Consider the following 22,159-nt stretch of genomic DNA (forward strand, 5'->3'; position numbering starts at 1 on the left):
CCTTTCCAATAAACCTGCGGTCCTTATAAATATTTGGGGATGGGCCGATATTCGGCAAGGGTGTGTACGCGGCTTCTCACGTGCGTCTTGACATGATGCTCAAGCATGTAGGTAGATGAGGTCAACAGACGGGTGGAGCGGAGTACTTGATCAATAAGGTCTGCACATTCGACCAGATCAGCGTCTGTTATTCCGCGCATGGCCGTGTTGTTGGTGCCGATCCGCAGCCCGCTTGTAATGGTCGGGGGTTCTGTGTCTCCCGGAATAATGTTTTTGTTCACGATCAGGCCGCAGCTTTCAAGGGCTCGCTCGGCGACAACGCCGGTAAGTCCCATCTCTTTGACGTTAATTAAAAATAGATGATTGTCCGTACCGCCGGTCAGGATCGAATAGCCTTTCTTCAGGAACAGGTTGCAAAGCTTGGCTGCCTGGTGGACAATGTTGTTGGCATACTCGACGAATGCTGGTGTGGACGCGTAATCCAAAGCGCGAGCCTTGGCCGCGATACCAGCCAGGTCCGGCGTACCCTGAAATCCGGGGAAGGTACCGCGATCGATGATTTGTTTGAGATTTTTGTTCGAATCGCTGGTACACATGTAGTCTTTGCCCATCATAATGAGGCCGCCGCGTGGACCGAGTAGCTGCTTGTAGGTGCTTGTCGTTGTAAAATGAGCATGGTCGATCGGGCTTTCGTGAAGGCGCGCTGCGACCAGACCGGCAATGTGCGAGATGTCGGCCAACAGAAAAGCGCCGACGGAATCGCTGATTTCCCGGAATTTGGCGAAGTCAATCGCTCTTGGATAGGCACTGGCGCCGCATATGATCAGCTTCGGTCGGTGCTGCTGCGCCAGACGATAGATGTCATCGTAATCGAGGATGCCTTGTTCCGTTAATCCGTAATTAATACAATTAAAATATTTGCTGATCGTGGATGCCTTGGCCCCGTGGCTCAGGTGTCCGCCTGCGTTAATGTGCAAGCCAAGAATCGTATCGCCAGGGTTCAGCAGGTTGAAAATGACAATTTCGTTAGCAGACGTTCCGGAGTGTGGCTGTACATTAACGTATTGGGCGTTAAACAGCTTCTTGGCCCGTTCAATCGCCAACAATTCGATTTGGTCGGCAATTTCACAACCGCCATGATAGCGCGCTCCGGGATATCCTTCTGTCGTCAGATTGGATAATACGCTGCCGGATGCGGCCAAAACAGAAGGGTGTTGCGTACTGGAGGCAGCCACTAACGATAATGTGGACATTTGTCTGGCGTATTCCTCAGATAATAAATCCGCTAGCTTGGGATCGTTTTCCACCAGCAGCTCGGCTGCATATTTGGAGAATACGGGTAAAGCAACGCTGCGAGTACGATTTTCTTGCAAGGCTGGAATGTTCATCCTACATCTCCTTTATTGGTTAAGAAATGATTACAAATGTATTGTTTTTGACATGCTTGATGGCCGCATCTAGTTCATCAGGGGTATCGGCGGCAATGGCGGCTGTAAAAATCGTATCAGCGGAGTAACGCACTTGACCTACTTGTTGTCCATTCTCTACGTGTTGGGTGACGCTTTTTACCAGCGGGTTACTCAGCAGGGGCGCCGCATCGAAGTTAGAGACAACGCCGGAGCGGGAAGGGAGATATAGCATATTTCCTGCGTATTTAACCGGAAAAACCTTGTCGCTCTCAAATCGGGCAGCCAATTGAAGCTGGAGGCGGACATGCTCTTCGAACAGGTGCACCCCCCACGTCTGGTAGATTGCTTCCGGAATACCGCCGCCTGCGGGACGAGCGGCAATTTCGCCAAAGTACACCTCTTGGTCGTCGGCAAAAACCTCCATATGGAATACACCGTCCCGAACGCCGTAGCTGTCGATGACCTTGAGCAGCATCTCACTGGTTTTCAAGTAAAGCTCGGTAGGCTCATTGCTGATTGTTGTGATCAGCCAATCGAAATCCGAGTAGTTGAGCGGCGGGTGATCATATCTGCCGATGGTCGCAAACATCATTTTTCCGTCTCTTACCAATGCGTCAAAATGATAGATCGGCATGTCTAAAAATTGCTCAATGAAGAAACCGGACTGCTGACCCTGCACCGTATGCAGGACCTGTTCAAGCTCCTCCAGGTTGTGAATGACATAGCAATCCTGTGAGCCCGTACCCCGTTTGGGCTTCATGATGATTTTTTTATACGTTTGAAAAAAATTCCGGATCTCATTGAATTCATGGGTGTCGATAAAATCCGGAAAAGGCACCTTGCCGATCAGCCCGTTTTTCATCGCCACTTTGTCTCTGAAATACTCCGATTGCTGGACAGTGAGTCCGGGCAGACCAAGTCTTTCTCTGGCGTATGCGGAAGGCAATAAATCTTGCTCCGAGGTGCTGACAATGTAAGAGAGCTTGTTGTTGTTGTTGATTAATTCGATTAATGAGGCAATATATTCTTCGTTGCCCTTCAGCTCGATGACATGCAGTTCCTTGACGGCTGATTTGGGCGGAAGATGGCTGGAGCGGAGCGAGAACATATAAAACACATCATAATCAGCCAAAACATCGAGGATTTGATCATCTTTTTTTAATACATCAAAGCTTGCTCTGGAGAGCAAAACAATATTTTCTTTTGCCATTGCTGAACCTCCGGTACGCATATATGGTTTATGATGTTGAATACGGTTGGATTAGCGGGAATCCAATCGTTCGAGATGGCCTTTGACCTGTTCAAAAGTCGCTTCCGGATCTGTCACGCCGGTATTCACAATAATATGGTTGTAGTCGTTTACAGCAACAAGCTGCAGCAAGCGCTCTCTGGTGAGGTTCGCTACCCGCTCGTCGTCGGGATGCTCGGTTTCATAGGTTCGTTGACGCACGCGCTCCATCGCCAAGGCAGGCGGCACATCCACGAGGATGCTGAGATCGGGCTTGATGAGCAGCTCGCCGATTTTTTGATGGACGATGCCCGATTCGAACGCCAAGGATGAGATCAAATAACGGTCTGTCAGTACCCAAACGTTGTTTTGCAAATTCGCTTCCACCACACTTCGTTGATGTACGAGCCGATCACCCAGTGCAATGACCGTCAAACCATATTCATGGATACGTTCGCGATCGACGCCCAAGGTATCGTCATGCCAAGCGCGCCATAAGTGCATTTCTCTCACCTCCTCCGAAGGCGTTTTGGTAACGACATGTGGTTGGTTAAGGTTCGACAGGAAGCTGCTGATCCGGTTCAGCAGTGTCGATTTGCCGCTGCCGTCAATTCCATCGAGTACGATCAGTTTTCCGGGATAAGGATTGGCTTGCATCTCGACCTGTAGCGGTTTCCATGCCTCTCCGTCGTTGGGACGAACTTTCAGTGTCACTATAAAGCACCTCACATAGATTTGTTTGAAATTTCAAACTATAACTCCTTTGACAACGCATAGATTGCCTGGCTGTATAAGACTAGCCATTCATGTAAGTCGCTTAACTCAATGTATTCGTCCGCTTTGTGAGCCATCAGTTCCCGACCGGGGAAGACCGGGCCAAAGGCTACGCCGTACTTCATGACGCGGGCCAAGGTCGCTCCTCCGGAGAATGCCGCTTGAGCGACCTGTCCGTGGCGCGCTTCATAAATCGCTTTCAGACTTGTAACGATAGCATGGTTACTGTCTACAAAGTGCGACGCCGTTATTTTGTGCCTGTCAATTCTCCACAGAGGGTCTTCCGTTCGTGCGGCAATCGTATTAAATATCTCTTGAATGTTGGCGCTGACCGGCAATCGTATATTGATCTTGATTTCCGGCATCGTACTGCTGGTGAAGCGGACCACACCTACATTTACTGTAGATTGTCCGCTAATAGCATCAGCGCATGCGATTCCAAGCCGTACTCCTGAATAATCGTCTCTAAAGTACTGATTCATAAAAGTAATGAACGCCTCGGCGTCGTGCTGGAACGAGTAGCCTCGCAAGAAAACCAGCAAAAATAAAGCAGCGTTCCGGCCTTTCTCCGGCTCGGAGGCGTGCGCGGATACCCCTTGCAGCTTGAGAACAAGCTTATTGCTCTCTGAGTGGACGTCTCCTTGCAGCTGATTTTGTTGACAGAAGGCTTGAAAATCCCGCTGAAGCTCATTTCTTCTCAACGTGCTTTCATGTCGTATGGTCGCTGAGGCTAAGTCGGGGACGACATTGATTTTGGAGCCGCCTTCGAAATCCAGCAGCCAATACTCCTCATGTTTACCTGTATGCAAGGCTCGCAGCGAAAAGATGACGTTCAGTTGTCCTTTCTCGGCATGGACCAGAGGGAAAAGCAGGTCGGGCGTAAATCCGACCAAAGGGACTTCCTCTCTAGCCTTGTAATGATTCATGCACTCCCAACCGCTCTCTTCATCCGTACTGACAACAATTCGAATACGTCTGGAGATCGGAAGGCCGCTGTCTTTGAGCATTTTCAGGGCGAACAATACCGTCATGGCTGGACCTTTATTATCGAGCGCCCCGCGCGCATACAGCTTATTGTCGCGTATTTCTGGACTGAAGGCGGGATGGCTCCAGCCCTCGCCCGCAGGCACGACATCGACATGCACAAAAATGCCGAGCAGTTCGCCTTCTCCATATTCAATGTACCCGTAGTACCCGTCTACGCAGGTGGTCTGGAAGCCGAGCGTTTCTGCGACGGCAAGATAAAAGGTCAAGGCATCGTGAATGCCTTTGCCGAAGGGCATGTCCGGCAGCTGTGGCGCAGCTGCATGCTTGAAGCTTGGAATGGACAGAAATTCAAGAAGCTGTTCCAGCAAATTGCCCTCATAATGGCCAGCATGATCTTCCCAGTCGACCATATCAGGAATCCCCCTTTCTATAGGTATAGTCAGGTCAACGGTTAACCGCCTACACCTTCATATTTGCGCAATCCGAAAGACCAGAGAACAACGGCAAGGGCAAACACGGCAGGCCCAATCAGTGGAGCGATCAGACCTAAGCCCTCATGGAGTGGTGTTGTCTCTTTTGCGAGCAGGTACAGCCCCGGATAGTAGTTAATGAACCCGAGAGGGACAAGCGTAGTAAGAAGCAGTTGAACGATCGAGCCATACAGCGATAGCGGATAGGAAATAAATTCCTTTAATTGGAAATACAAGCTGAACAAGTACTGGGAGCGAATAAAAAGAAATCCCCAGGCTCCGATGAGGACGAGCACAGCAGCATGAAGGAAAGCTCCGCTAACAAGAAGAGCGATCAGATACAGCACCTTAAGCGGACTCCATTCTATGTGCACTTGTATCATTGACCACGCCATCACAAGTCCTGAAATCAGAATATGAGCTACATACCCGACATTAAACTTCTCCGCAATCAGGAACATAAAAGCATGCAGCGGCTTGACCATATAACGATCCAGTTGTCCATTGAGAAGCAACGATTCCAGCTCCGTCATGGGACTGAACGTAAAAGAAGCGCCCAGCGCGTAGGTAAGCAGGTTCAGACTGTAGAGGAGTGCCAATTCAGGCCAATCCCAGCCTTGGATGGAATGAAATTGCTTGAGCAGCAAGTAGACAATCAGGTAGTTGGCTCCATAGCCAACAATTTGACCGCCGATGCCCAAGAGAAAAGCGCCGCGGTACTCCAGGCGAATTTTCATTTTTAATTGCACGAATCGCAGGAATAATGAAAAAGACATCGTCAACCCCCTTGCACAATGAGCCTGCGGATTGCTGTCCACCACAACAGAGCAATCAGACCGTAGAGTATGACTACCCAAACCATCCCGTAGAGGATCGTCTGTAAGGCTTCTCCGTAAACAATTTTACCGCTGTATATGCCTGCCGGAATAAAACCCAAATAGCGGAAGGGCAACAAGTCCGCGACCATGCGCCAATGCCCGGAGAAAAACCAAAGGGGTAAGAAAGAACCCGAAAATACGAGAATTAATGCCTTGATCGTCCATTCCAGAGCAAAGGTGGATAAAAACCAAAAAGCAATCAAAGCAATCATGTAGCCTAACGCAAAGGAAATCAGCATGGCCAGCCCAATGCTCAAGACAAACAGCAGTACTTGCCGGACGGTGCCCGGAACATGAATGCCAAACAACAACCACGCCAGCAGGGTGCTGGGCACAACCGTGTAGCAAAACTGAAACATAATCGTGCCGAGCTGTTCGAAAAACAAAATGAGCGGGTAGCGGGTCGGTTTCAATAAATCAATTGCGATATTGCCTGAATTGATTTTCTGATCCACACTCTGAAAAACTTGAACCATGAGGAGGTTGGCAACCAGCGTAGAGATGATGGAATAGGTGATCATATCTTGCAGGTTAATGCCGCTTGCCGAGCTTGTCCCCATAATCGCTTTCCAAATGGAAGTTTGAATCAGAATAGCAGCCAAATTGCCGAGAATGCGCAGCCAAACTTCCGAGCGGTAAGCCATATTTTTGGCAAAAGATTTCAACGCTACAGCTACATAGACCATGATACCGCGCTCTCCCGCTCTGAAGAGTAAGAAGACAGATCCTCTGCCAAACGGTTATACAAAATCCGGATCACTTGTTCAATGTCAGGCTCCTGGATGGAAATATCTTCGATATCGTATTGTTGATTAAGCTCGCTGAGCAGTGTCATGATGGAACGTTCGGCTCGGTTGATCGTGAAGGTTTTGAGGGTGCCTTCATCTTTATGAAGAATGGAGTTCGACAACGAGAAAGGACCGGGATCTCGGCTAAATTTGATGGTGAGCGTCTTCTCTTGCCCCAATTGCTGCTTTAATTGCTCCACGAGTCCGTCGAAAACGATGTTCCCTCTGTTGACAATAATCATGCGAGGGCAAATTTCCTCAATGTCCTTGAGATCGTGTGTCGTCAATAAAATGGTCGTTTTTCGATCTATATTGACTGTTCTAAGAAATGTTCGAATTTTATCTTTGGCAATGACGTCCAATCCAATCGTAGGCTCATCCAAAAATAAGATATCGGGCTCGTGAAGGAGCGCGATGGCGATTTCAGCGCGCATGCGTTGACCTAGACTCAATTGACGCACCGGTTTATGAATAAACTCCTTCATGTCAAGCAGCTCTACGCAGAAATCAAAGTTTTGACGATACGTAGCTACAGGCAGCTTGTAAATATGCTTGCTCAGCTCGAAGGAATCTTGTACGGGCAAATCCCACCATAGCTGGCTGCGCTGGCCGAATACTACACCGATCTTTTTGGCGTTCTCCCGCCGGGCTCTGTAAGGAATGTGGCCTTTGACGGTCAAGTGGCCGGAGGTTGGCACCAAAATCCCGGTAAGCATTTTGATCATCGTCGATTTCCCTGCACCGTTCGGTCCCAGATAACCAACAGCTTCACCTTTTTCAATGGAAAACGTGATGTCGTCAACCGCCTTGTGCGTTGTGTACGAGGTAGTGATCAAACTGCGAAGCGCGCCGAACAAACCGGCGTAGCGCTTGTATTGCTTATATTCTTTCGATAAACCTACCGCTTCAATAATCGGCATGATGATGTATCGCCTCCCCTATAATCCGCTTTAAAGAAACGGCCGATTGATCCAGAAATGCCTGCCGCCAGTATGTAGCGTATGGGTAACATTTTTGTGAATGTTTTCAATCAGACTCATATTGAATGTAACTTTGCGGGCATTGGCAGCCACAAGAGGCACATAGAAAGCCACATCGTTAGAATAGGGGACGGACTCGAGCGCATCGCTTGAGGTCTCGCAGGTTCTGATGAACTGGTTGTCTGTTCTGATCACTGCAACGGTCTCACTGGTTAAATCAGGATGGAAGATGGAGATAGAGACGGTAAAGCGTTCGAACTGATCGTAAAGCGTTTTCGGAATAATCACAAAAAGCCCTCGCGTAAGCTGATCCGTTACAGCAGCGTACTTTAACTCAAAACCGTATTTTAAATCCTGAATGATTGAATAGGCTTCGTCGGGGAGGGAATGCGCTTCCGATAAGGAATGCAAATCGCTGGAACGTGTGTAATAGGGGTTTTCCCGGGTAAAGCTTTTTTCCATTAGCATGCGGGCGTTAGTGACCAGCTTCTTTTGGTCGGGGTCAAAAAGTCTGTGAATGATGCTGTTCTGCCACGGCAGAACAATCCGGCTGTTTTCGGTATAGGGGATGGGGCTTGGATCAAAAAGAGTGACAATCTGCTCGTCTACGACAGCATGGAAGATTTCATTGACCTGCTCCAGCACAAGCTTCACGATATCAAGCAGGGCGTATTTGGAAGCAAGCGCGGAAATATGGGACCATTGCAGGTCTTGCTTGTATTTGACCAGAAAGGATAACAAGTCGAAATAATCCTTGAGCCGCGGTCCTTCGTTAGACCACTCTGAATTCTCATAAGTATTCTCGCAGATCGAGAGGAACGTATGGTTGAGATCCAGCGTTTTCATTTCCATATCCTCGATTTGAATATCCTGGGACGATTGTAAGAAGTCAAAGATCAGCGGCTCTTGAACAGCTCCGTGCAGATAGCGTTGAAGCTCCAGCGCGACAAATACATCAGGCTGCACTTGCTTGTAATATTCAAAGTATTCGTGGTGATCGTATTGCTTCAATGTAGGGAAGGGAAGTCGTTCATATTGATGGTTAATGATTTCAAAAGGATTTTCGGTTCCGCAAGCGTGGAAATACAGATTTTCTTTGAGAATCAGGTCGAAGCGAGCTACTTCGCTATCCCGTAATAACGTATCGATGTCTCCTGTAGAGCGCGAATACAGGTTATCATAAAGGATTTTGGATAAAACGATGCCTTTCAGGAATACCAGATCGACTTTGTGTTTCTTTGCAATGGCGGCTATGTTCTTGGTTTCGGCAATAAAACAGGCTATTTTTTTCAGGTGTTTTTCCCAAGCGTCGGAAAATATCGGGACTTGAGAGGAGGGCAAATAAGGGGAGATCAAGGTGTAGACTTGAGGGAATATCTTGTGTCTCGAGGCCAATGTGTAGAGCTCATCCCATTCAACAGCTCTTGATCGTTCATGGAATTGAAAGCTCGACTGTGTTGCCGCCGCTTCCAGCAGATCCAGTAGAAATTGTTGCGTGGGTGTGAAAGCCATCGTGTGTGAATTCATTTTCTTTCGCAGTCCCTTCATTGGCGTTTTGGATTTTTATAAAAAAATAAAAAAATAAAAAAGCTCCTTCGGCAGGAGCTTTTTGAAGTTATAGTAAACAAGCCATTCTGACATTGTCAAAAATAGTCAAGTTCCCTATAATGTAAATAAGAATATATGTCAGAAATAGGTCTGCACATATATTTCGAGGATCGTACCATGACTCCCGCCAAGTTGACATGGTACGATTTTTTATTTGCGTCATGAATGCAATTATAGTGGCAAAATATTGAAAAAATCAACATATTTTTAATAAATTTTATTTTAATTCAAAAGATGATAATAATGACAAATATATAGTAAAATATTGAAAACTAAATTTAAAAATGGCTAATTTTTCGGTTGAACAGTTTTCTATTTGTTAGCTTTTTATTGGCGCAGGGGGACGATTTTTCACCCTAGACGGGTTATGGAGCCGGGGATATAGTAGGGATATCCCCTTTCGTCTATTCGGTAAGTAAGTGAAAGCGTTTCAAAGCTGAAGCGCCAAGCCTGCCGGCCGAAAGACGTTTTTTTTACCGGAGGCGGAAGGGCCGGCAGCCGTTGTCCGGCAGGCGCAAAGCGTCTGACGCGAGCGGTCCGGAGCGGGAATGGAGAAAAGAAGGAGGTGCCTTTTACGCTGGAATAAACGCGCGTTCACGAAATCGTAGGAAGCCAGATGTATAACCGTACAAGCATGATGATTTCAAACAAGGAGATGATTCATTCGTGAAACAGAACAGATGGGTCCGCAAGCTGGTGATGCTGTGGGTGGCGGTGCTGATGGTGGTGCCGTATTTTGCTTCGGTATCGTATGCGGATTTCGATACGGGAAATATTCGGGTCAACCAGATCGGCTATGCGCCGGACGGGGACAAAATCGCTACGGTCATTATTCCGCCGGCGAGCGCTTCGCCGTCCACGCCGCTGAGCTGGCAGCTGCTCGATTATTATAATCATGTCGTAATGTCCGGCATGACGACGAATGTCGGCTTGGATGCGGCTTCGGGCGATTATGTGCACAAGCTTGATTTTTCGGCGTTCAAGGCGGTGGGTACGGATTACAAGCTGGCCGTTGATACGCTGGGGACAAGCGTCAATTTCGACATTCAGCCGGATTTGTATGCAACGCTGCCGGCGGATGCGATGAACTATTTTTACTTTCACCGCATGGGTGAAGCGACGGTTGCACAATATTTGCCGTCTGCGGTGTATGCGCGCGCGGCGCTGCATCCCGGCGATTCGGCGGTTGCGTGTCTGACGATTACCGATAGCACAACGCAAAAGGGCTGCGTCGGCACGTTGAATGTGAAAAATTCCTGGGCCGATGCCGGTGACTACGGCATTTATCCGGTGAACCACGCGATTTCGGCGTGGACGCTGATGAACTTTTATGAGCGGTATCCGTCATCGTTCCCTGACAGCTCGTTGAATCTGCCGGAGCGGGGCAACGGGATTCCGGATATTCTGGACGAGGTTGCGTTCGGCTCGACCTATATGTACGGCATGCTGCCGGCGTCGGGGCTGGCTTCCCACAAGGTGACGAACGTGCAGTGGGGCGACGGCTTCAACCAGACGACGGCCGGTTTCGTCAACTACGAGAATACGAGCTCGGCGCTGGGCGGCCGCAAGGCGCAGCCGACCTCGACCGCGGCGACGTATGCGGTGGCGCGCACGCTGGCCCAGCTGTCCCGCGTGATCAAGCCGTATAACGCTACGCTGGCGGCGAGCTACTGGACGAAGGCGAAGGACGCGTTCTCGCGGGCGACGTCGCTGCCGATTATCTATTACTCCGGCACGACGACCGACTCGGTGGGCGGCGGAGATTACGACGATGTGAAAATTACCGACGACCGCTACGCAGCGGCGGTGGAAATGTATTTGACGGCCTACAAAAATGCCGACGCCAATCTGGCGACATACCGCACCGAGGTGCGCAACGCCGTGGATTTCAAAAAGGTCGGGCAATTTGACTGGCAGGAGGTCGGTACGACCGGCACGCTGTCGCTGCTGTCTGTACCCAACGATCTGACGGCAACCGAGCTGAACGACATGAAAGCGAACGTGGCTACCTATGCCAACTCGCTGGTTGCGATTCAAAATGCCGAAGGCTACCCGGCTTTGATCAGCCCCGGCGCTTCAAACAAATATCCGTGGGGCTCGAATTCCTTTATCGTCAACCGGATGATGGTGCTCGGCTACGCGTACGACTTGTCCAAAGTGGGCGGGACGCCGAATCTGAGCTATCTCAAAGCGATCAATCGCGGCATGGACTATTTGATGGGCACGAACGCGATGAAGCTGTCTTACATTACCGGCTATGGCGAATATTATGAAGCCGATACGCACGATCGGTTCGCTTGGGTCGCTTCGGGCAAAAGAACGCGCACGACGCCGTATCCGCGCGGCTGGTTGTCCGGCGGTCCGAACAACGACGTGATCAACGACGGCATCGCCGGAGGCACCGGGCGTCCGGGTACGCCAACGGGCGTGGCGCCGGCCAAAAGCTACGCCGGTCCGAACTCCGCTCCCGAGGCGTGGGCTTCGAAGGAGAATACGATCAACTGGAACGCTCCGCTCGTCTGGGCGGCGCAATATATCCGCAACAATCAGAACGATTTGTACACCGGCTTCACCCTGTCGTCTTCCAACGGGCCGTCTTCGGCGATTCGGCTGACTTGGCCGTCCCAAGGCACGGGCTATACGTACGATGTGTACGTCTCCGATCCGACCACAGGCGCCATGATGCTGGAGACCAATGTCGGAGCGGCAACGACGGTCGATATTTTCCGTCCGGCCTTCGCGCCTTACTACTTTAAGGTAGTGGCGGTCAACGCCAACCCGGCGCTGAATAAAACAAGCCGGACGATTCAAGCCAGCGGCTATCCGACACCGGCGCAGCCGAACATTCAAATTCTGCCGGGCAGCGGATCGATTGGCTTGACCTTTGATATGACCGGCTCGACGAACGTGGTGATGCGCTCCGAAAATAACAGCACCTGGACCTATCTCGGCGACGGCGTGTACGGACCGAGCGGCGGCGGTTATTATTTGGACAGCACGGTGCAGCCGAACAAAACCTACTATTATAAGGTTGTTGCCACAGCCTACCGCTACGGCAGTACGGACAGTGCGGTAGTGTCGGGCCGAACGGTGACGACGGCGACCAGCTACTTTACCACTTCGCTGGAAAGCGGCCAAACGCCAACGACGTGGGGCGATTCCGTCGAAGCAAGCGCCAATATTGGCGGATACTTGCCGACCATTCAGCCGGAAGCGTCTGTGCGCACCAACGAGCAAGCCAAGACGGGCACGGCGGCGCTGATGTTCTCCGGAAAAGACAACAGCACGAGCAGCTCGTATATTCGCTTCAAATCGTTTGACGTCAACATCCCGGTCAACGATCCGAATTTGAAGCTGAACTACTGGTTCTATCCGCAAACAGCGCTGGCCAAAAACGTCATTGTCGATCTGCTCTTTACCGACGGCACGCTGATGAGCGATTGCTACGGCTTGAGCGATACGCAGGGCAACGGCGTTGACCCGAGCTCCGGACGCGGCACGATCAATACATGGACGCAGGTGCAGTTCAATTTTGCGCCTTATGCGATCGGCAAAACGGTCGATAAAATTCTGATCCACTACAAGGATTGGGACTACGGCGGCACGACCGGCCAGTTCCGCGGTTATGTCGACGACATCAAGATTACGAACTAAAGCACTTGTATGGCGAAAAAAAGCAGCGGCCCAGCCGCCTTGTCCCGGATGCTCCGGGATGGGGCGGCTTTGGCCGTATCGGGGGTACGCGCCGGGCAGTCCGGGCGAAGTACGAGAGCCGGAGAAGCAGCGGAGAGCAGCAGACGGGAACCGCCTGCGTCATGCAGACGAGGAGAGCGGTTGCGTCTGTCACACGAGAGGAGCGGTTGCGTATGTCAGACGAGAGGAGCGGTTGCGTCGGTCAGACGGGGAGAGCGTCTGCGTCGGTCAGACGGGGAGAGCAGTTGCGTCGGTCAGACGGGGAGAGCGGTTACGTCTGTCAGACGAGAGGAGCGGTTGCGTCTGTCAGACGAGAGGAGCGGTTGCGTCCGTCAGACGAGAGGAGCGGTTGCGTCCGTCAGACGAGAGGAGCGTCTGCGTCTGTCAGACGAGAGGAGCGGTTGCGTCTGGCAGACGAGGTAAGCAGCTGCGCTGGCGCGGCGGCCGCTCAGCTGCGTGTGCTGCCGTTCAGCGCCTGATATTGGCGGGGCGGGAGGCCGACGGCCTTTTTGAACGTGCGGATGAAGTTGGAATAGTCGTTGAAGCCGGACAGCTGGCAGGCGTCGGTGACAGTGCTGCCTTCGCGCAGCAGGCTTTTGGCCCGGGCGATCCGTTTGAACAGAATGTGCTCGTGGATCGTGCTGCCGGTATGCTTTTTGAACAGACGGCACAGGTAGGAACGGTTCATGAAAAACGTCGATTCCAGCGTTTCCAGCGACAGGTCCTGATCGAGATGCCCGTCGATGTAAGCGAGCAAAGCGCTGAGCTTTTCGGGAATGTGCGCGTTTTTTTGCGGCTCGTCCTGCCGGCTGAACGCTTGGTTGATGAACACCAGCAGCTCGATGAATGCGGTGACGTAGAGGATGTCTGCGCCTGGGGCGGCATCGGGCTGGGCGCAAGCTTTCATGCGTTCGTAAAGCCGCAGGATGTCTTCGATTTGATGGGGATTCAGGCGAAGCCGGTTATTCTCGCCCGGTGGCCGCTGGGTGAAGCAATGGAGCAGGTCGAAATGCGGCGAGCTGAATCGGGCCGCCTGCCGGGGATCGAAATGGATCACCAGTACTTCATAGCGCTGGCGGGGCGTGCGGAAGTTCGGACGGTGCAGCTCATTGCTGTTCATGACGAGCAGGTCGCCGTGCTGCAGCGGGTACACCTGTTTTTCGATAAAATAATGGACGTCGCCGCTGAGGAAGAAATAGATTTCGTACAAGTCCTGATGCAGATGAAAATCAAAGGGCTGGGGCTCCAGCGTTCGGTTATGATATAAGGTAATGGCGTGCTCGTGGTTGGGATAGGGCGCATGCATGCGGGGCCTCCTGCAATCGAAATCAACTAGGTCAACAAAAGCCATCTTTTGCCCAATAATTGCAATGAATACGGTTTTATTATACTGCAAGATAGAGGTAGAGCAAAACCAGGGAGGGATTGGGCAATGAAGTTATCGGTGTTTACGGTGGCAACCCCGGAGCTGATGCCGGAGGAGTTGGCTGCAGCGGCGCGAGAGGCGGGGCTGGACGGCATTGAGTGGCGGTACAAGGAGATTCCGGCGGATGCGCTGCAGGAGGCGCCGTCGTTCTGGCGGCACAATCTGTGCTCGATCGATCCGGCGACGGACGAGGCGGGGCTGGCGCGTTTCCGTCACGCCGCAGAGGCGCACGGGCTGCGTTCGATCAGCGTGACGCCGTATTTGGCCTGCGGCGATATCGCTGGCACGGAGCGGGTGATGCAGGCGGCGCGGGCTTTGGGCGCGAGCTTCATCCGCGTCGGCGTGCCGTGGTATGACGGCAGCCGCTCTTACGGCGACTTGTACAAGGAAGCGGTCGCCTATCTGGGCGAGGTGCAGGAGCTGGCGCGGCAATACGGCGTGAGGGGGCTGGTGGAGACGCATCACCAGACGATTACGCCAAGCGCCGGGCTGGCGCACCGGCTGGTCGCGGCGTTTGACCCGGCGCTGATCGGCGTGCTGCACGACGCGGGCAACATGGTCCATGAGGGCTTCGAGCATTACCGCATGGGGCTAGAGCTGCTGGGCCCGCATCTGGCCCACGTGCATGTGAAGAACGCCGCGTGGGTGCAGGACGGCGTACGCGCGGACGGCTCGCCGCAATGGCGCGCCGTCTGGACGCCGATCCGCGAAGGCGTCGTCGATTGGCCGCAGCTGCTGGGCGTGCTGCGGGACATCGGCTACGACGGCTATCTCGGCGTCGAGGATTTCAGCGGGCGGCTGCCAGCCCGCGAGATGTTGCGCCAATATGCCGATTCGATGCGCGAGTGGCTCGCGCTGGCGTAGCGGCAGGTTGGCGGTGAAAAAGGCGGCGGGGATGCGATCCCGCCGACAGAGGCTGCACCCGCGTTGGGGGACGCGCGGGTGCGGTTTTTTTGCATGAAAAGGGGGCGGCGAATTGGAGTTTATCGGGAAAAACGGGTAAGATGATAGGGATAGACAGAGGCAAGATTGTTGAGAGGGGTCTACCAATGAAGCTGTCCAAATCCGTCAAGCTGTTGATCCTGTGGTTTGCCCTTGCGCTGTGCGGGCTGCTGCTTTGGAAGTTTACGAATATCGGCAAGAGCATTCACATGGATGCCATTAGCGTGTGGCTGCGCGAGCTGGGCTTTGTCGGCGGCCTGCTGTACATTCTCGCTTATACGCTGCGGCCGCTGGTGCTGTTCCCGGCGATTCCGCTGACGGTGTTCGGCGGGTATACGTTTGGCGCTTTTTGGGGGACGGTGTACGATGTGATCGGGGCCGGCGCTGGGGCGGTGCTGTCGTTTCAGATTGCCCGCAGATGGGGCCGCGGCAGCTTCGAAAGGCTGATTCGCGGCAAAAAGCTGCAGACGTTTGACGAAAAGGCCGAGAAGAACGGCTTTATGGTCGTGTTGTATATGCGTTTGCTGCCTTTTTTTCCGTTTGACGGGGTCAGCTACGGCGCAGGGCTGTCGAAAATCCGCACAGGCGACTATACGTGGGCTACGTTCATCGGGATCATTCCCGGCGCTGTCGTGTACAACGTGCTGGGGGATTCGCTGCAGGAAATCGGCTCGATGAAATTTTATTTGGCGGTGGCGTTGTATGTGGCGTTTGCGCTGATTCCGCTGGTGGTGCGTCGTCGGCAGAAGGCGCGGGCCGAAGTCTGACCGTTTTGCGGCTGAATGGTGAAGTGAGGAGAGGAGAGCGGATGTCATTGAACCGGAAATTGTATATGGAGCTGGCTGCTGCCGTGGCCGTTGCGCTAGCGCTGCTGGTTGGTTTTATTGTGGTGTCGCAAAGCTTGCAGGCGGCTTGGGTCGATCACTTTGACCGCACGGTGGGAGAGGCCGTTCGCGGTATGCGCAGCGATGGGTTGACGCCGGTGGCGAAGTTTTTTACGTCGCTGGGCACAAGTAAGGTGGAGGGAGCGGTATGTCTGGCAATTGCGCTCCTGCTGATGTTCCGCTTGAAGCATCGCTGGGAAACGCTGATTCTGATCGTGGGGGTGCTGGGCACGTGGGGGTTGAATACGTTGCTGAAAAGTGTGTTCGGTCGCGCGCGCCCCGAGCTGGCGCTTCGGCTTGTCGAAGAGACCGGCTTTAGCTTCCCCAGCGGCCATTCGATGGTGTCGATGCTGTTCTACGGGTTGGCCGGTTATTTGCTCTGGTACGAGGCGCGCGGCGTATGGCGGGCCGCTTGGCTGATTCCGCTGGTTACGATGCTGGTCGTGCTGTGCATCGGCTGCAGCCGGATTTATCTGGGCGTCCATTATCCGAGCGATGTGCTGGCCGGCTTTGCTGCCGGGGGCGCTTGTCTGGCCGCTTGCATCATGGCCGTGCGCGCTGTGCGATATCGGCGGGGAGTGAAGAGCGGAGTCGGGAAGTAGGATGGCAGAGGGGAGAGCTGACTGATGCAGGAGTGGATCGGGATAGCGGCGGTGGCGGCGTTGATTACGTTTTTTATTTTTCTGGGCAATGAGCAGAAAAAAAGCCGGCGCCGGAGCGGGCGATCCAGCGTGGATGGCGGCGGTGGCGATAGCAGCGATGTCGGCGGAAGCCATGACAACGGCTGGTGGTTCGGCAGCGGCCGTCACAACGGTGGGCATGATGGTGGACACGGCGGAGGGCATGGCAGCGGCGGGCATGGCGATGCGGGGCACGGTGGCAGGCATGACGGAGGCCATAGCGGCGATGGACATGGCGGGGATAGCAGCGACAGTGGAGATGGCGGCGGCGGGGACGGCGGGGATTAGCCCGCGATAGCTTGCGGGCAGATCACGCTGCGTGCTTGTTGGGGCAGGTGTCGGCGTAGAGGCCTCGCCGCCAGCATTCGCGCCGCGCGGGATTGCTGGAGCAGGTGCCGGCCGTCCCGGCCGTGCCGGGGGCATTCGCGCCGCGCGGGATTGCCGGGTCAGGTGCCGGCCGTCCCGGCTGCGCCGGGGGCATTCGTGCCGCGCGGGATTGCCGGGTCAGGTGCCGGCCGTCCCGGCCGTGCCGCCAGCATTCGCCCGCGCTGGACCTGCCGGACTATTAGCCCTGTGCGGCTATTCGCGGCGGCGGCTGCGCTTGCGGCGGTCGATTTCGCTGGTGACGACGAAGGCGAGCTCCTCGTTGCCGAACAGCGACAGCACGCCGAGCAGCGTCTCGTCTGGCACCTCGCCGGCTTCATCTTTAGGCACGGTCAGGGCAATCGCCTGCTCCAGCGCCGCGTTGGCTGTCTGCTGCGGATAGGCGGCATGGTACAGCTCGGCCGGGTTCAGGTCGTGATTGACGCACCACTGGGCAAAAACGAGAATCATCATTTGCTCGTCGCGCTGATAATTGCGGATAATATGTTCTTCCAGTTCTTTATTACTCATCGGGCCAAGCTCCTTGACGTTATTGTTGCGTTCATTATACGAAAGTTCAGGCAGGTGTACAATGATTTTGAATGAAAAAATTAAAGCGTCGGCGGTAGAATTGACCGGCGTGGACGGCGAAGACCTGGGCGTCGTGCCAACGGCGGAGGCGCTAAGCTTAGCCAAAAAGCTGAAGGTCGACCTCGTCTGTCTGTCGCTGATGAGCAGCCCGCCGCCCTGCCGGCTGATGCCGCGCGGAACGGCCCGTCAGGAAGCCGACGCGATCAAGCAGCAGGCCCGCAAACGCGAGCAGTCGCCCAAGGTCAAGGAAATCCGGCTGACGCCGCAGATTGAGGATCACGATTACGAGACGAAAAGGAATCAGGCCCAGCGTTGCTTACAGGCCGGCGATGCCGTGCTGCTCGTCGTCAAGACGCACGGCAGCAAGGAAGCTCCGCAGGCGAAGGCGCTGCTGGAGCGGCTTTGCGGCGAGCTCAAGCCGTACGGCGCGAAGCTGACGGGCATTCAATCGAGCGGCAAAGGCGCGCAGGTGCAGCTTCAGCCGTTGCAGCCGTAGGGCGGGTCGGGACAGGCTGGGCCGGGCCGACGAGAGGGCGTGCTGCGCGAGCTTGCACGACACGGCGCGAGCCGGATACGCGGGCCGGATGAGCGAGCCGGGTAGGAGCTGAGTATGAGCCGGGTACAAGCCGGATGAGCGAGTCGCGTATGCGCTATTACGCGCGCCCCGCTTACGGGGAATGCTGCGCAAATTATCAATGCCCGAGGTATGCATCGGGCTGGCGTTGCGCTCCGCGGAGAGCGCGTTATCGGCAAAAGGCCGCGGGTTGGCGCAGCCCGCGCGGTCTCCGCACTATTTTACAATGGCATAAAAAAGATCAATCAGCTCCGTTTGCTGGCCGTTATGGCGGCAGCCGGGGCTTATTATATGGGAATAGGAAATTTTAATTATATAGGACGAGTATATATAGAATTAATATATGTTGACTCGATATATGTGTTTGTGGTAAATTCATGAAGACAGATCAATGAGGGGAGGTGGCCGATCTGAACAGTCAGGATGTCATTTTGGGCATTTTGATGAAGGGCCGTTATTCGGGCTACGAGATCAAGCAATTGTTCGAGGATGTGTATGCGCACTTTTATAATGCCAGCTTTGGGACGATTTATCCGACGTTGACGCGGATGGAGAAGATGGGCTTGATTACGAAGCAATCGGTCATTCAGGAGGGCAAGCCGAACAAGAACGTGTTTACGATTACGGAGGCGGGCAAGCAAGCTTTTCTGGCTTATATGGACAGTGAGGTGCAGGAGAACGAATGGAAGTCGGATTTCATGGTGCGGCTGTTTCTCGGGGAGTTTGCCGAGCCGGAGCGGGTGGCGTCGTGGATGGAGATGAGCATTGCCATGATGGAAGAGAAGCTGGCGAAGCTGCTGGCCGAGCGGTGCAGCTATGAAGGGGTCATGTCGCCGACGCAGGCGATTTGCCTCAAGCTGGGGATTGAAAAATTTGAAGGGCAGCTGCGCGTGCTGCGCGCCGAGCTGGAAGCGTTCCGCCAGCTGTCCGCTACGAAGGAGTCGTGAAGCATTTGGCCAAGCAACGAACAGGGTTGATTTTATTGGCAATGGCCTTGGGGCTATTGATGGCGGCGCTCGACAATACGATTACGTCGGCGGCGATCAGCCACATTATTCAGGATATTAACGGGTTCGACAAGATCAGTTGGGTATTTACTGCGTATATGCTGGCGTCGACCAGCACGATGCTCGTCTTCGGCAAGCTGTCGGATATGTTCGGGCGCAAACGGTTTTATTTGATCGGGATTGCGATTTTCCTGATCGGTTCGGCGCTGTGCGGGATGGCGCAGGATATGACGCAGCTGATTATTTTCCGGGCGATTCAGGGGATTGGCTCGGGCGCGTTGTTTCCGATCAGTTTTACGATTATTTTTACGATGTTCAGCGATCCGCGGCAGGCGGCGAAGCTGTCGGGCGTGTTCGCGGGGATTTTTGGCCTGTCGTCGGTGGCCGGGCCGCAGATCGGGACGTTTCTCGCCGAGCATTGGGGCTGGCGCTGGTGTTTTTACGTTAACGTGCCGCTGGGCGTGCTGTCCTTCCTGACACTGGTGATTGCTTTGAAGGAAACGCGCTCGGAGCGCCGTCCAAAAATCGATTACCTCGGCACATTCACGCTGATTGTGACGACGGTATCGCTGATGCTCGCGCTGGAATGGGGCGGCAAGGAATACGCTTGGGGCTCTTGGCAGGTGATCGGCCTGTTCGCGCTGGCGCTGGTGTTCGGCGTGTTGTTCTATCTGATCGAACGGCGGGCTCAGGAGCCGGTGCTGCCTTTGCCTTTGTTCAAAAACCGCATGGTTATCGGCATCACGCTCGCTTGCTTGTGCCAGGGCGCGGTGATGTTTGCAGCGATTACGTATTTGCCGATTTTCTCGACGGCGGTGCTCGGGCAAGCCAACTCCAACGGCCTGCTGACGCCGATGATGTTCTCGCTGATGCTTGGCGCGATTACGTTTGGCTTTCTGCAGCGGTTTTTCAGCTTCCGCACGTTGATTGCGTTCTCGATGATCGCGGGCATCGTCGTTTCCTCGCTGCTGAGCGTGGTCAGCCATGACGCCGGCAAATGGTATATGGTGCTGCTCATGGTCATTCTCGGCCTCGGCGCGATCGGGCCGCTGATGAGCGTCGCCCAAAACGCCGTCGCGGTCAGCGTCGATCGCAAATATATCGGCGTCAGCAGCTCGATTGTCGGCTTTTGGCGGAATATCGGCGGCGTACTCGGGGCGTCGATCATGGCGACGGTCGTCAACAACAACCTGAAAAGCATGGTCGACAACTGGGCGGCGGAGCGCCACATTCCAGCGGCGCAGGCCAGCCAGCTCGCCGATCCGCAGATGCTGGTGCGGGCCAGCGACAAGGTGCCGCAGGACGTGCTCGTGTTCCTGCGCGATGCGCTCGGCACAGCGATCAATCACGGATTTATTTTATGCATCGTGTTTGCGGCTGTGGGCGTGCTCGCTGCGGTCATTGCCGGACCGGGCCGTTATGTGGCGCCAAAGCAGGGCGGGCCGGGTGGAGAAGCGCAGCCGGCGGCGGCGCATATGTAGGCGGATGTGGAGTAGACGGATGTAAGAGGATAGAGAAAGCCGGGCGTTTTGGCCGGGGGGAACGTCGGGGCGGGGGCTCCGGCGTTTTTGTTGAGTTTGGTGTTTGTGTGGCGGTATGTGATAGGGTTAAGATTAATCGGGGGAACCGTAGCATAATTGATGGCGAAAAATGCTAGCTATTAACTTATTGAACGGGATATCAAAGAGGGTTTTCTTAGTTGCTAGTTAGAATCAATGCAGGGATAGCTTATATCATTGTTGACAACATATGTATTGTTATACAATATAAAGGAGTAAAGGGTTGGATGCGGCGTGCCAAGTTAATGTGGCTTGCACGAAATCTTGCTATGTATTTAATAAGGGTGACGTTATATTTTATAAATACAAACCTGTCATCCTTACTTTTTAAATTACAAATTATGGGAATTAAGGGGTGGAAATGCGATGGTTGCACCTGGAATGACTGTGTTTGATGGATCAGGTAACGAATACTCTGTAGGTAAGATATTAGGACATGGAGGCTTTGGGTTTGTCTATGAAATTCAAAGGAAACAAGACAACATGGTATTTGCTCTAAAAACCCTTCCATCAGATTTTGCAAGTATCGAGGCGTATCAAAGTTTTATTAATGAGAGTCAAATGGCTATGAAGGTGTCACATTCGAATACTATTAACTACATATATGTTCACGATGGGAAAGAACTATCTAATTTACCACCATATATAATTATGGAATATGCGAATCAAGGTACTCTCTTAGATATGATTAATAATCAAAAAAATACTGGTGAATTTTTTACTAATGAATTGTTGAAAATGTACTTTAGTCAGCTTATAGATGGGATGGAGCATATTAATAGTGTTGTTGTGCATAGAGACATTAAACCTGATAATATACTCGTTCATGATGGAGTTTTAAAAGTGGCCGACTTCGGATTATCTAAAGTTTCAAATGAACATACTCGTCAGTTGACGTTCAAAGGTATCGGACATATCAAGTACATGGCACCTGAAAGATGGAGACAGGAAAAAAACACTATACAAAATGATATTTATTCAATGGGTATAGTGTTTTATGAGCTAGCTACACTCCGGCATCCATATAACGTTAAAAACGAAACAGATATGAGGCAATGGGAAGATGCGCATTGGAGTTGTCAACAAAAGTGCAGTTTGAAAACACACTCATAGAGAAATCTCGTTTCTACGCTGCCATTGACAGCATTCTTTCGCGATAAATGGCGGGGGGCCAGCCACCTGGATTAGAGGTATAGATCCGTCGCCTGTTGTAGTAGACCATAATATATCGGAAGATGATCGATTTCATCGCGGCCATCGGATAGCGCTCCGTGCGGATCTTGTACAGCTTCTCTTTCTTTAGCGTAGCAAAAAAGCT

General features: G+C 53.1%; 20 protein-coding genes. 9 read left to right on the forward strand and 11 right to left on the reverse strand.

The features are described 5' to 3' along the window. Positions 1-23: 23 nt before the first annotated feature. The 8 genes from B5M42_RS17230 to B5M42_RS17265 are packed head-to-tail and all read right to left on the reverse strand — an operon-like array spanning position 24 to position 9,026. Entirely contained in the window at positions 24-1,388 is a 1,365-nt protein-coding gene (locus B5M42_RS17230) for a serine hydroxymethyltransferase (RefSeq protein WP_134756861.1), read from the reverse strand. A gap of 19 nt (positions 1,389-1,407) precedes the next feature. Next, positions 1,408-2,619 (reverse strand): ATP-grasp domain-containing protein, encoded by a 1,212-nt coding sequence (locus B5M42_RS17235; RefSeq protein ID WP_167690252.1) that lies wholly within the window; start codon positions 2,617-2,619, stop codon positions 1,408-1,410. Positions 2,620-2,670: 51 nt separating this feature from the next. After that, positions 2,671-3,351, reverse strand: coding sequence for a dTMP kinase (locus tag B5M42_RS17240; protein WP_134756865.1), 681 nt, complete (start codon positions 3,349-3,351; stop codon positions 2,671-2,673). A 38-nt stretch (positions 3,352-3,389) separates the two neighbouring features. Further along, positions 3,390-4,808, reverse strand: coding sequence for a dipeptidase PepV (gene pepV, locus B5M42_RS17245; RefSeq protein WP_134756867.1), 1,419 nt, complete (start codon positions 4,806-4,808; stop codon positions 3,390-3,392). Between the two features lie 41 nt (positions 4,809-4,849). Beyond that, on the reverse strand, positions 4,850-5,644 hold the full coding sequence (locus B5M42_RS17250) for an ABC transporter permease (protein ID WP_134756869.1): 795 nt from the start codon (positions 5,642-5,644) through the stop codon (positions 4,850-4,852). A gap of 2 nt (positions 5,645-5,646) precedes the next feature. Continuing rightward, entirely contained in the window at positions 5,647-6,432 is a 786-nt protein-coding gene (locus B5M42_RS17255; RefSeq protein WP_134756871.1) for an ABC transporter permease, read from the reverse strand. Continuing rightward, entirely contained in the window at positions 6,420-7,454 is a 1,035-nt protein-coding gene (locus B5M42_RS17260; protein ID WP_167690254.1) for an ABC transporter ATP-binding protein, read from the reverse strand. Before B5M42_RS17260 ends, B5M42_RS17255 begins: the two co-directional genes overlap by 13 nt. Before the next feature lie 30 nt (positions 7,455-7,484). Further along, entirely contained in the window at positions 7,485-9,026 is a 1,542-nt protein-coding gene (locus tag B5M42_RS17265; protein ID WP_209280788.1) for a nucleotidyltransferase family protein, read from the reverse strand. Positions 9,027-9,788: 762 nt separating this feature from the next. On the opposite strand from B5M42_RS17265, the gene B5M42_RS17270 reads away from it, so the two are divergent. Continuing rightward, a complete protein-coding gene (locus tag B5M42_RS17270) occupies positions 9,789-12,776 on the forward strand; it encodes a glycoside hydrolase family 9 protein (RefSeq protein WP_134756877.1) in 2,988 nt (995 codons plus the stop codon). Between the two features lie 487 nt (positions 12,777-13,263). Here B5M42_RS17270 and B5M42_RS17275 read toward each other — a convergent pair whose 3' ends face one another. Beyond that, entirely contained in the window at positions 13,264-14,121 is an 858-nt protein-coding gene (locus B5M42_RS17275) for a helix-turn-helix domain-containing protein (protein WP_167690260.1), read from the reverse strand. A 126-nt stretch (positions 14,122-14,247) separates the two neighbouring features. Between B5M42_RS17275 and B5M42_RS17280 the strand changes: the two genes are divergently transcribed. From B5M42_RS17280 to B5M42_RS17295, 4 genes are all read left to right on the forward strand, one after another. Then, on the forward strand, positions 14,248-15,105 hold the full coding sequence (locus tag B5M42_RS17280) for a sugar phosphate isomerase/epimerase family protein (RefSeq protein ID WP_134756882.1): 858 nt from the start codon (positions 14,248-14,250) through the stop codon (positions 15,103-15,105). A 185-nt stretch (positions 15,106-15,290) separates the two neighbouring features. Beyond that, entirely contained in the window at positions 15,291-15,950 is a 660-nt protein-coding gene (locus tag B5M42_RS17285) for a TVP38/TMEM64 family protein (RefSeq protein WP_134756885.1), read from the forward strand. A gap of 47 nt (positions 15,951-15,997) precedes the next feature. Further along, a complete protein-coding gene (locus B5M42_RS17290; protein ID WP_167690263.1) occupies positions 15,998-16,669 on the forward strand; it encodes a phosphatase PAP2 family protein in 672 nt (223 codons plus the stop codon). Positions 16,670-16,757: 88 nt separating this feature from the next. After that, complete coding sequence (locus B5M42_RS17295; RefSeq protein WP_167690266.1) at positions 16,758-17,045, forward strand: hypothetical protein; 288 nt, start codon at positions 16,758-16,760, stop codon at positions 17,043-17,045. Between the two features lie 281 nt (positions 17,046-17,326). On the opposite strand, the gene B5M42_RS17300 is transcribed toward B5M42_RS17295, so the two are convergent. Continuing rightward, positions 17,327-17,641 (reverse strand): hypothetical protein, encoded by a 315-nt coding sequence (locus tag B5M42_RS17300; RefSeq protein WP_134756891.1) that lies wholly within the window; start codon positions 17,639-17,641, stop codon positions 17,327-17,329. A 61-nt stretch (positions 17,642-17,702) separates the two neighbouring features. Between B5M42_RS17300 and infC the strand changes: the two genes are divergently transcribed. From infC to B5M42_RS17320, 4 genes are all read left to right on the forward strand, one after another. Next, positions 17,703-18,197 carry a translation initiation factor IF-3 gene (infC, locus tag B5M42_RS17305; protein ID WP_134756893.1) on the forward strand — a complete coding sequence of 165 codons (495 nt, stop codon included), beginning with the start codon at positions 17,703-17,705 and terminating at the stop codon, positions 18,195-18,197. Between the two features lie 479 nt (positions 18,198-18,676). Further along, positions 18,677-19,222 carry a PadR family transcriptional regulator gene (locus B5M42_RS17310; protein WP_134756895.1) on the forward strand — a complete coding sequence of 182 codons (546 nt, stop codon included), beginning with the start codon at positions 18,677-18,679 and terminating at the stop codon, positions 19,220-19,222. Continuing rightward, positions 19,219-20,763 (forward strand): MFS transporter, encoded by a 1,545-nt coding sequence (locus B5M42_RS17315; protein ID WP_407946130.1) that lies wholly within the window; start codon positions 19,219-19,221, stop codon positions 20,761-20,763. Before B5M42_RS17310 ends, B5M42_RS17315 begins: the two co-directional genes overlap by 4 nt. A 444-nt stretch (positions 20,764-21,207) precedes the next feature. Further along, positions 21,208-21,954 (forward strand): serine/threonine-protein kinase, encoded by a 747-nt coding sequence (locus tag B5M42_RS17320; protein WP_134756897.1) that lies wholly within the window; start codon positions 21,208-21,210, stop codon positions 21,952-21,954. Positions 21,955-21,967: 13 nt separating this feature from the next. On the opposite strand, the gene B5M42_RS17325 is transcribed toward B5M42_RS17320, so the two are convergent. Beyond that, positions 21,968-22,159, reverse strand: a 192-nt coding sequence (locus B5M42_RS17325) for an IS3 family transposase (protein WP_230632848.1), incomplete at its 5' end; no start/stop codon positions are given.

Source organism: Paenibacillus athensensis (assembly GCF_004514475.2).
GTDB classification, from domain to species: domain Bacteria; phylum Bacillota; class Bacilli; order Paenibacillales; family NBRC-103111; genus Paenibacillus_AL; species Paenibacillus_AL athensensis.

Bases quoted from the DNA above. Each gene is read 5' to 3' on its own strand.
- B5M42_RS17230 (WP_134756861.1), bottom strand. From the start codon at position 1,388: ATGAACATTCCAGCCTTGCAAGAAAATCGTACTCGCAGCGTTGCTTTA.
- B5M42_RS17235 (WP_167690252.1), bottom strand. From the start codon at position 2,619: ATGGCAAAAGAAAATATTGTTTTGCTCTCCAGAGCAAGCTTTGATGTA.
- pepV (WP_134756867.1), bottom strand. From the start codon at position 4,808: ATGGTCGACTGGGAAGATCATGCTGGCCATTATGAGGGCAATTTGCTG.
- B5M42_RS17250 (WP_134756869.1), bottom strand. From the start codon at position 5,644: ATGTCTTTTTCATTATTCCTGCGATTCGTGCAATTAAAAATGAAAATT.
- B5M42_RS17255 (WP_134756871.1), bottom strand. From the start codon at position 6,432: ATGGTCTATGTAGCTGTAGCGTTGAAATCTTTTGCCAAAAATATGGCT.
- B5M42_RS17260 (WP_167690254.1), bottom strand. From the start codon at position 7,454: ATGCCGATTATTGAAGCGGTAGGTTTATCGAAAGAATATAAGCAATAC.
- B5M42_RS17265 (WP_209280788.1), bottom strand. From the start codon at position 9,026: ATGGCTTTCACACCCACGCAACAATTTCTACTGGATCTGCTGGAAGCG.
- B5M42_RS17275 (WP_167690260.1), bottom strand. From the start codon at position 14,121: ATGCATGCGCCCTATCCCAACCACGAGCACGCCATTACCTTATATCAT.
- B5M42_RS17280 (WP_134756882.1), top strand. From the start codon at position 14,248: ATGAAGTTATCGGTGTTTACGGTGGCAACCCCGGAGCTGATGCCGGAG.
- B5M42_RS17285 (WP_134756885.1), top strand. From the start codon at position 15,291: ATGAAGCTGTCCAAATCCGTCAAGCTGTTGATCCTGTGGTTTGCCCTT.
- B5M42_RS17295 (WP_167690266.1), top strand. From the start codon at position 16,758: ATGAGCAGAAAAAAAGCCGGCGCCGGAGCGGGCGATCCAGCGTGGATG.
- B5M42_RS17300 (WP_134756891.1), bottom strand. From the start codon at position 17,641: ATGAGTAATAAAGAACTGGAAGAACATATTATCCGCAATTATCAGCGC.
- infC (WP_134756893.1), top strand. From the start codon at position 17,703: ATGATTTTGAATGAAAAAATTAAAGCGTCGGCGGTAGAATTGACCGGC.
- B5M42_RS17320 (WP_134756897.1), top strand. From the start codon at position 21,208: ATGGTTGCACCTGGAATGACTGTGTTTGATGGATCAGGTAACGAATAC.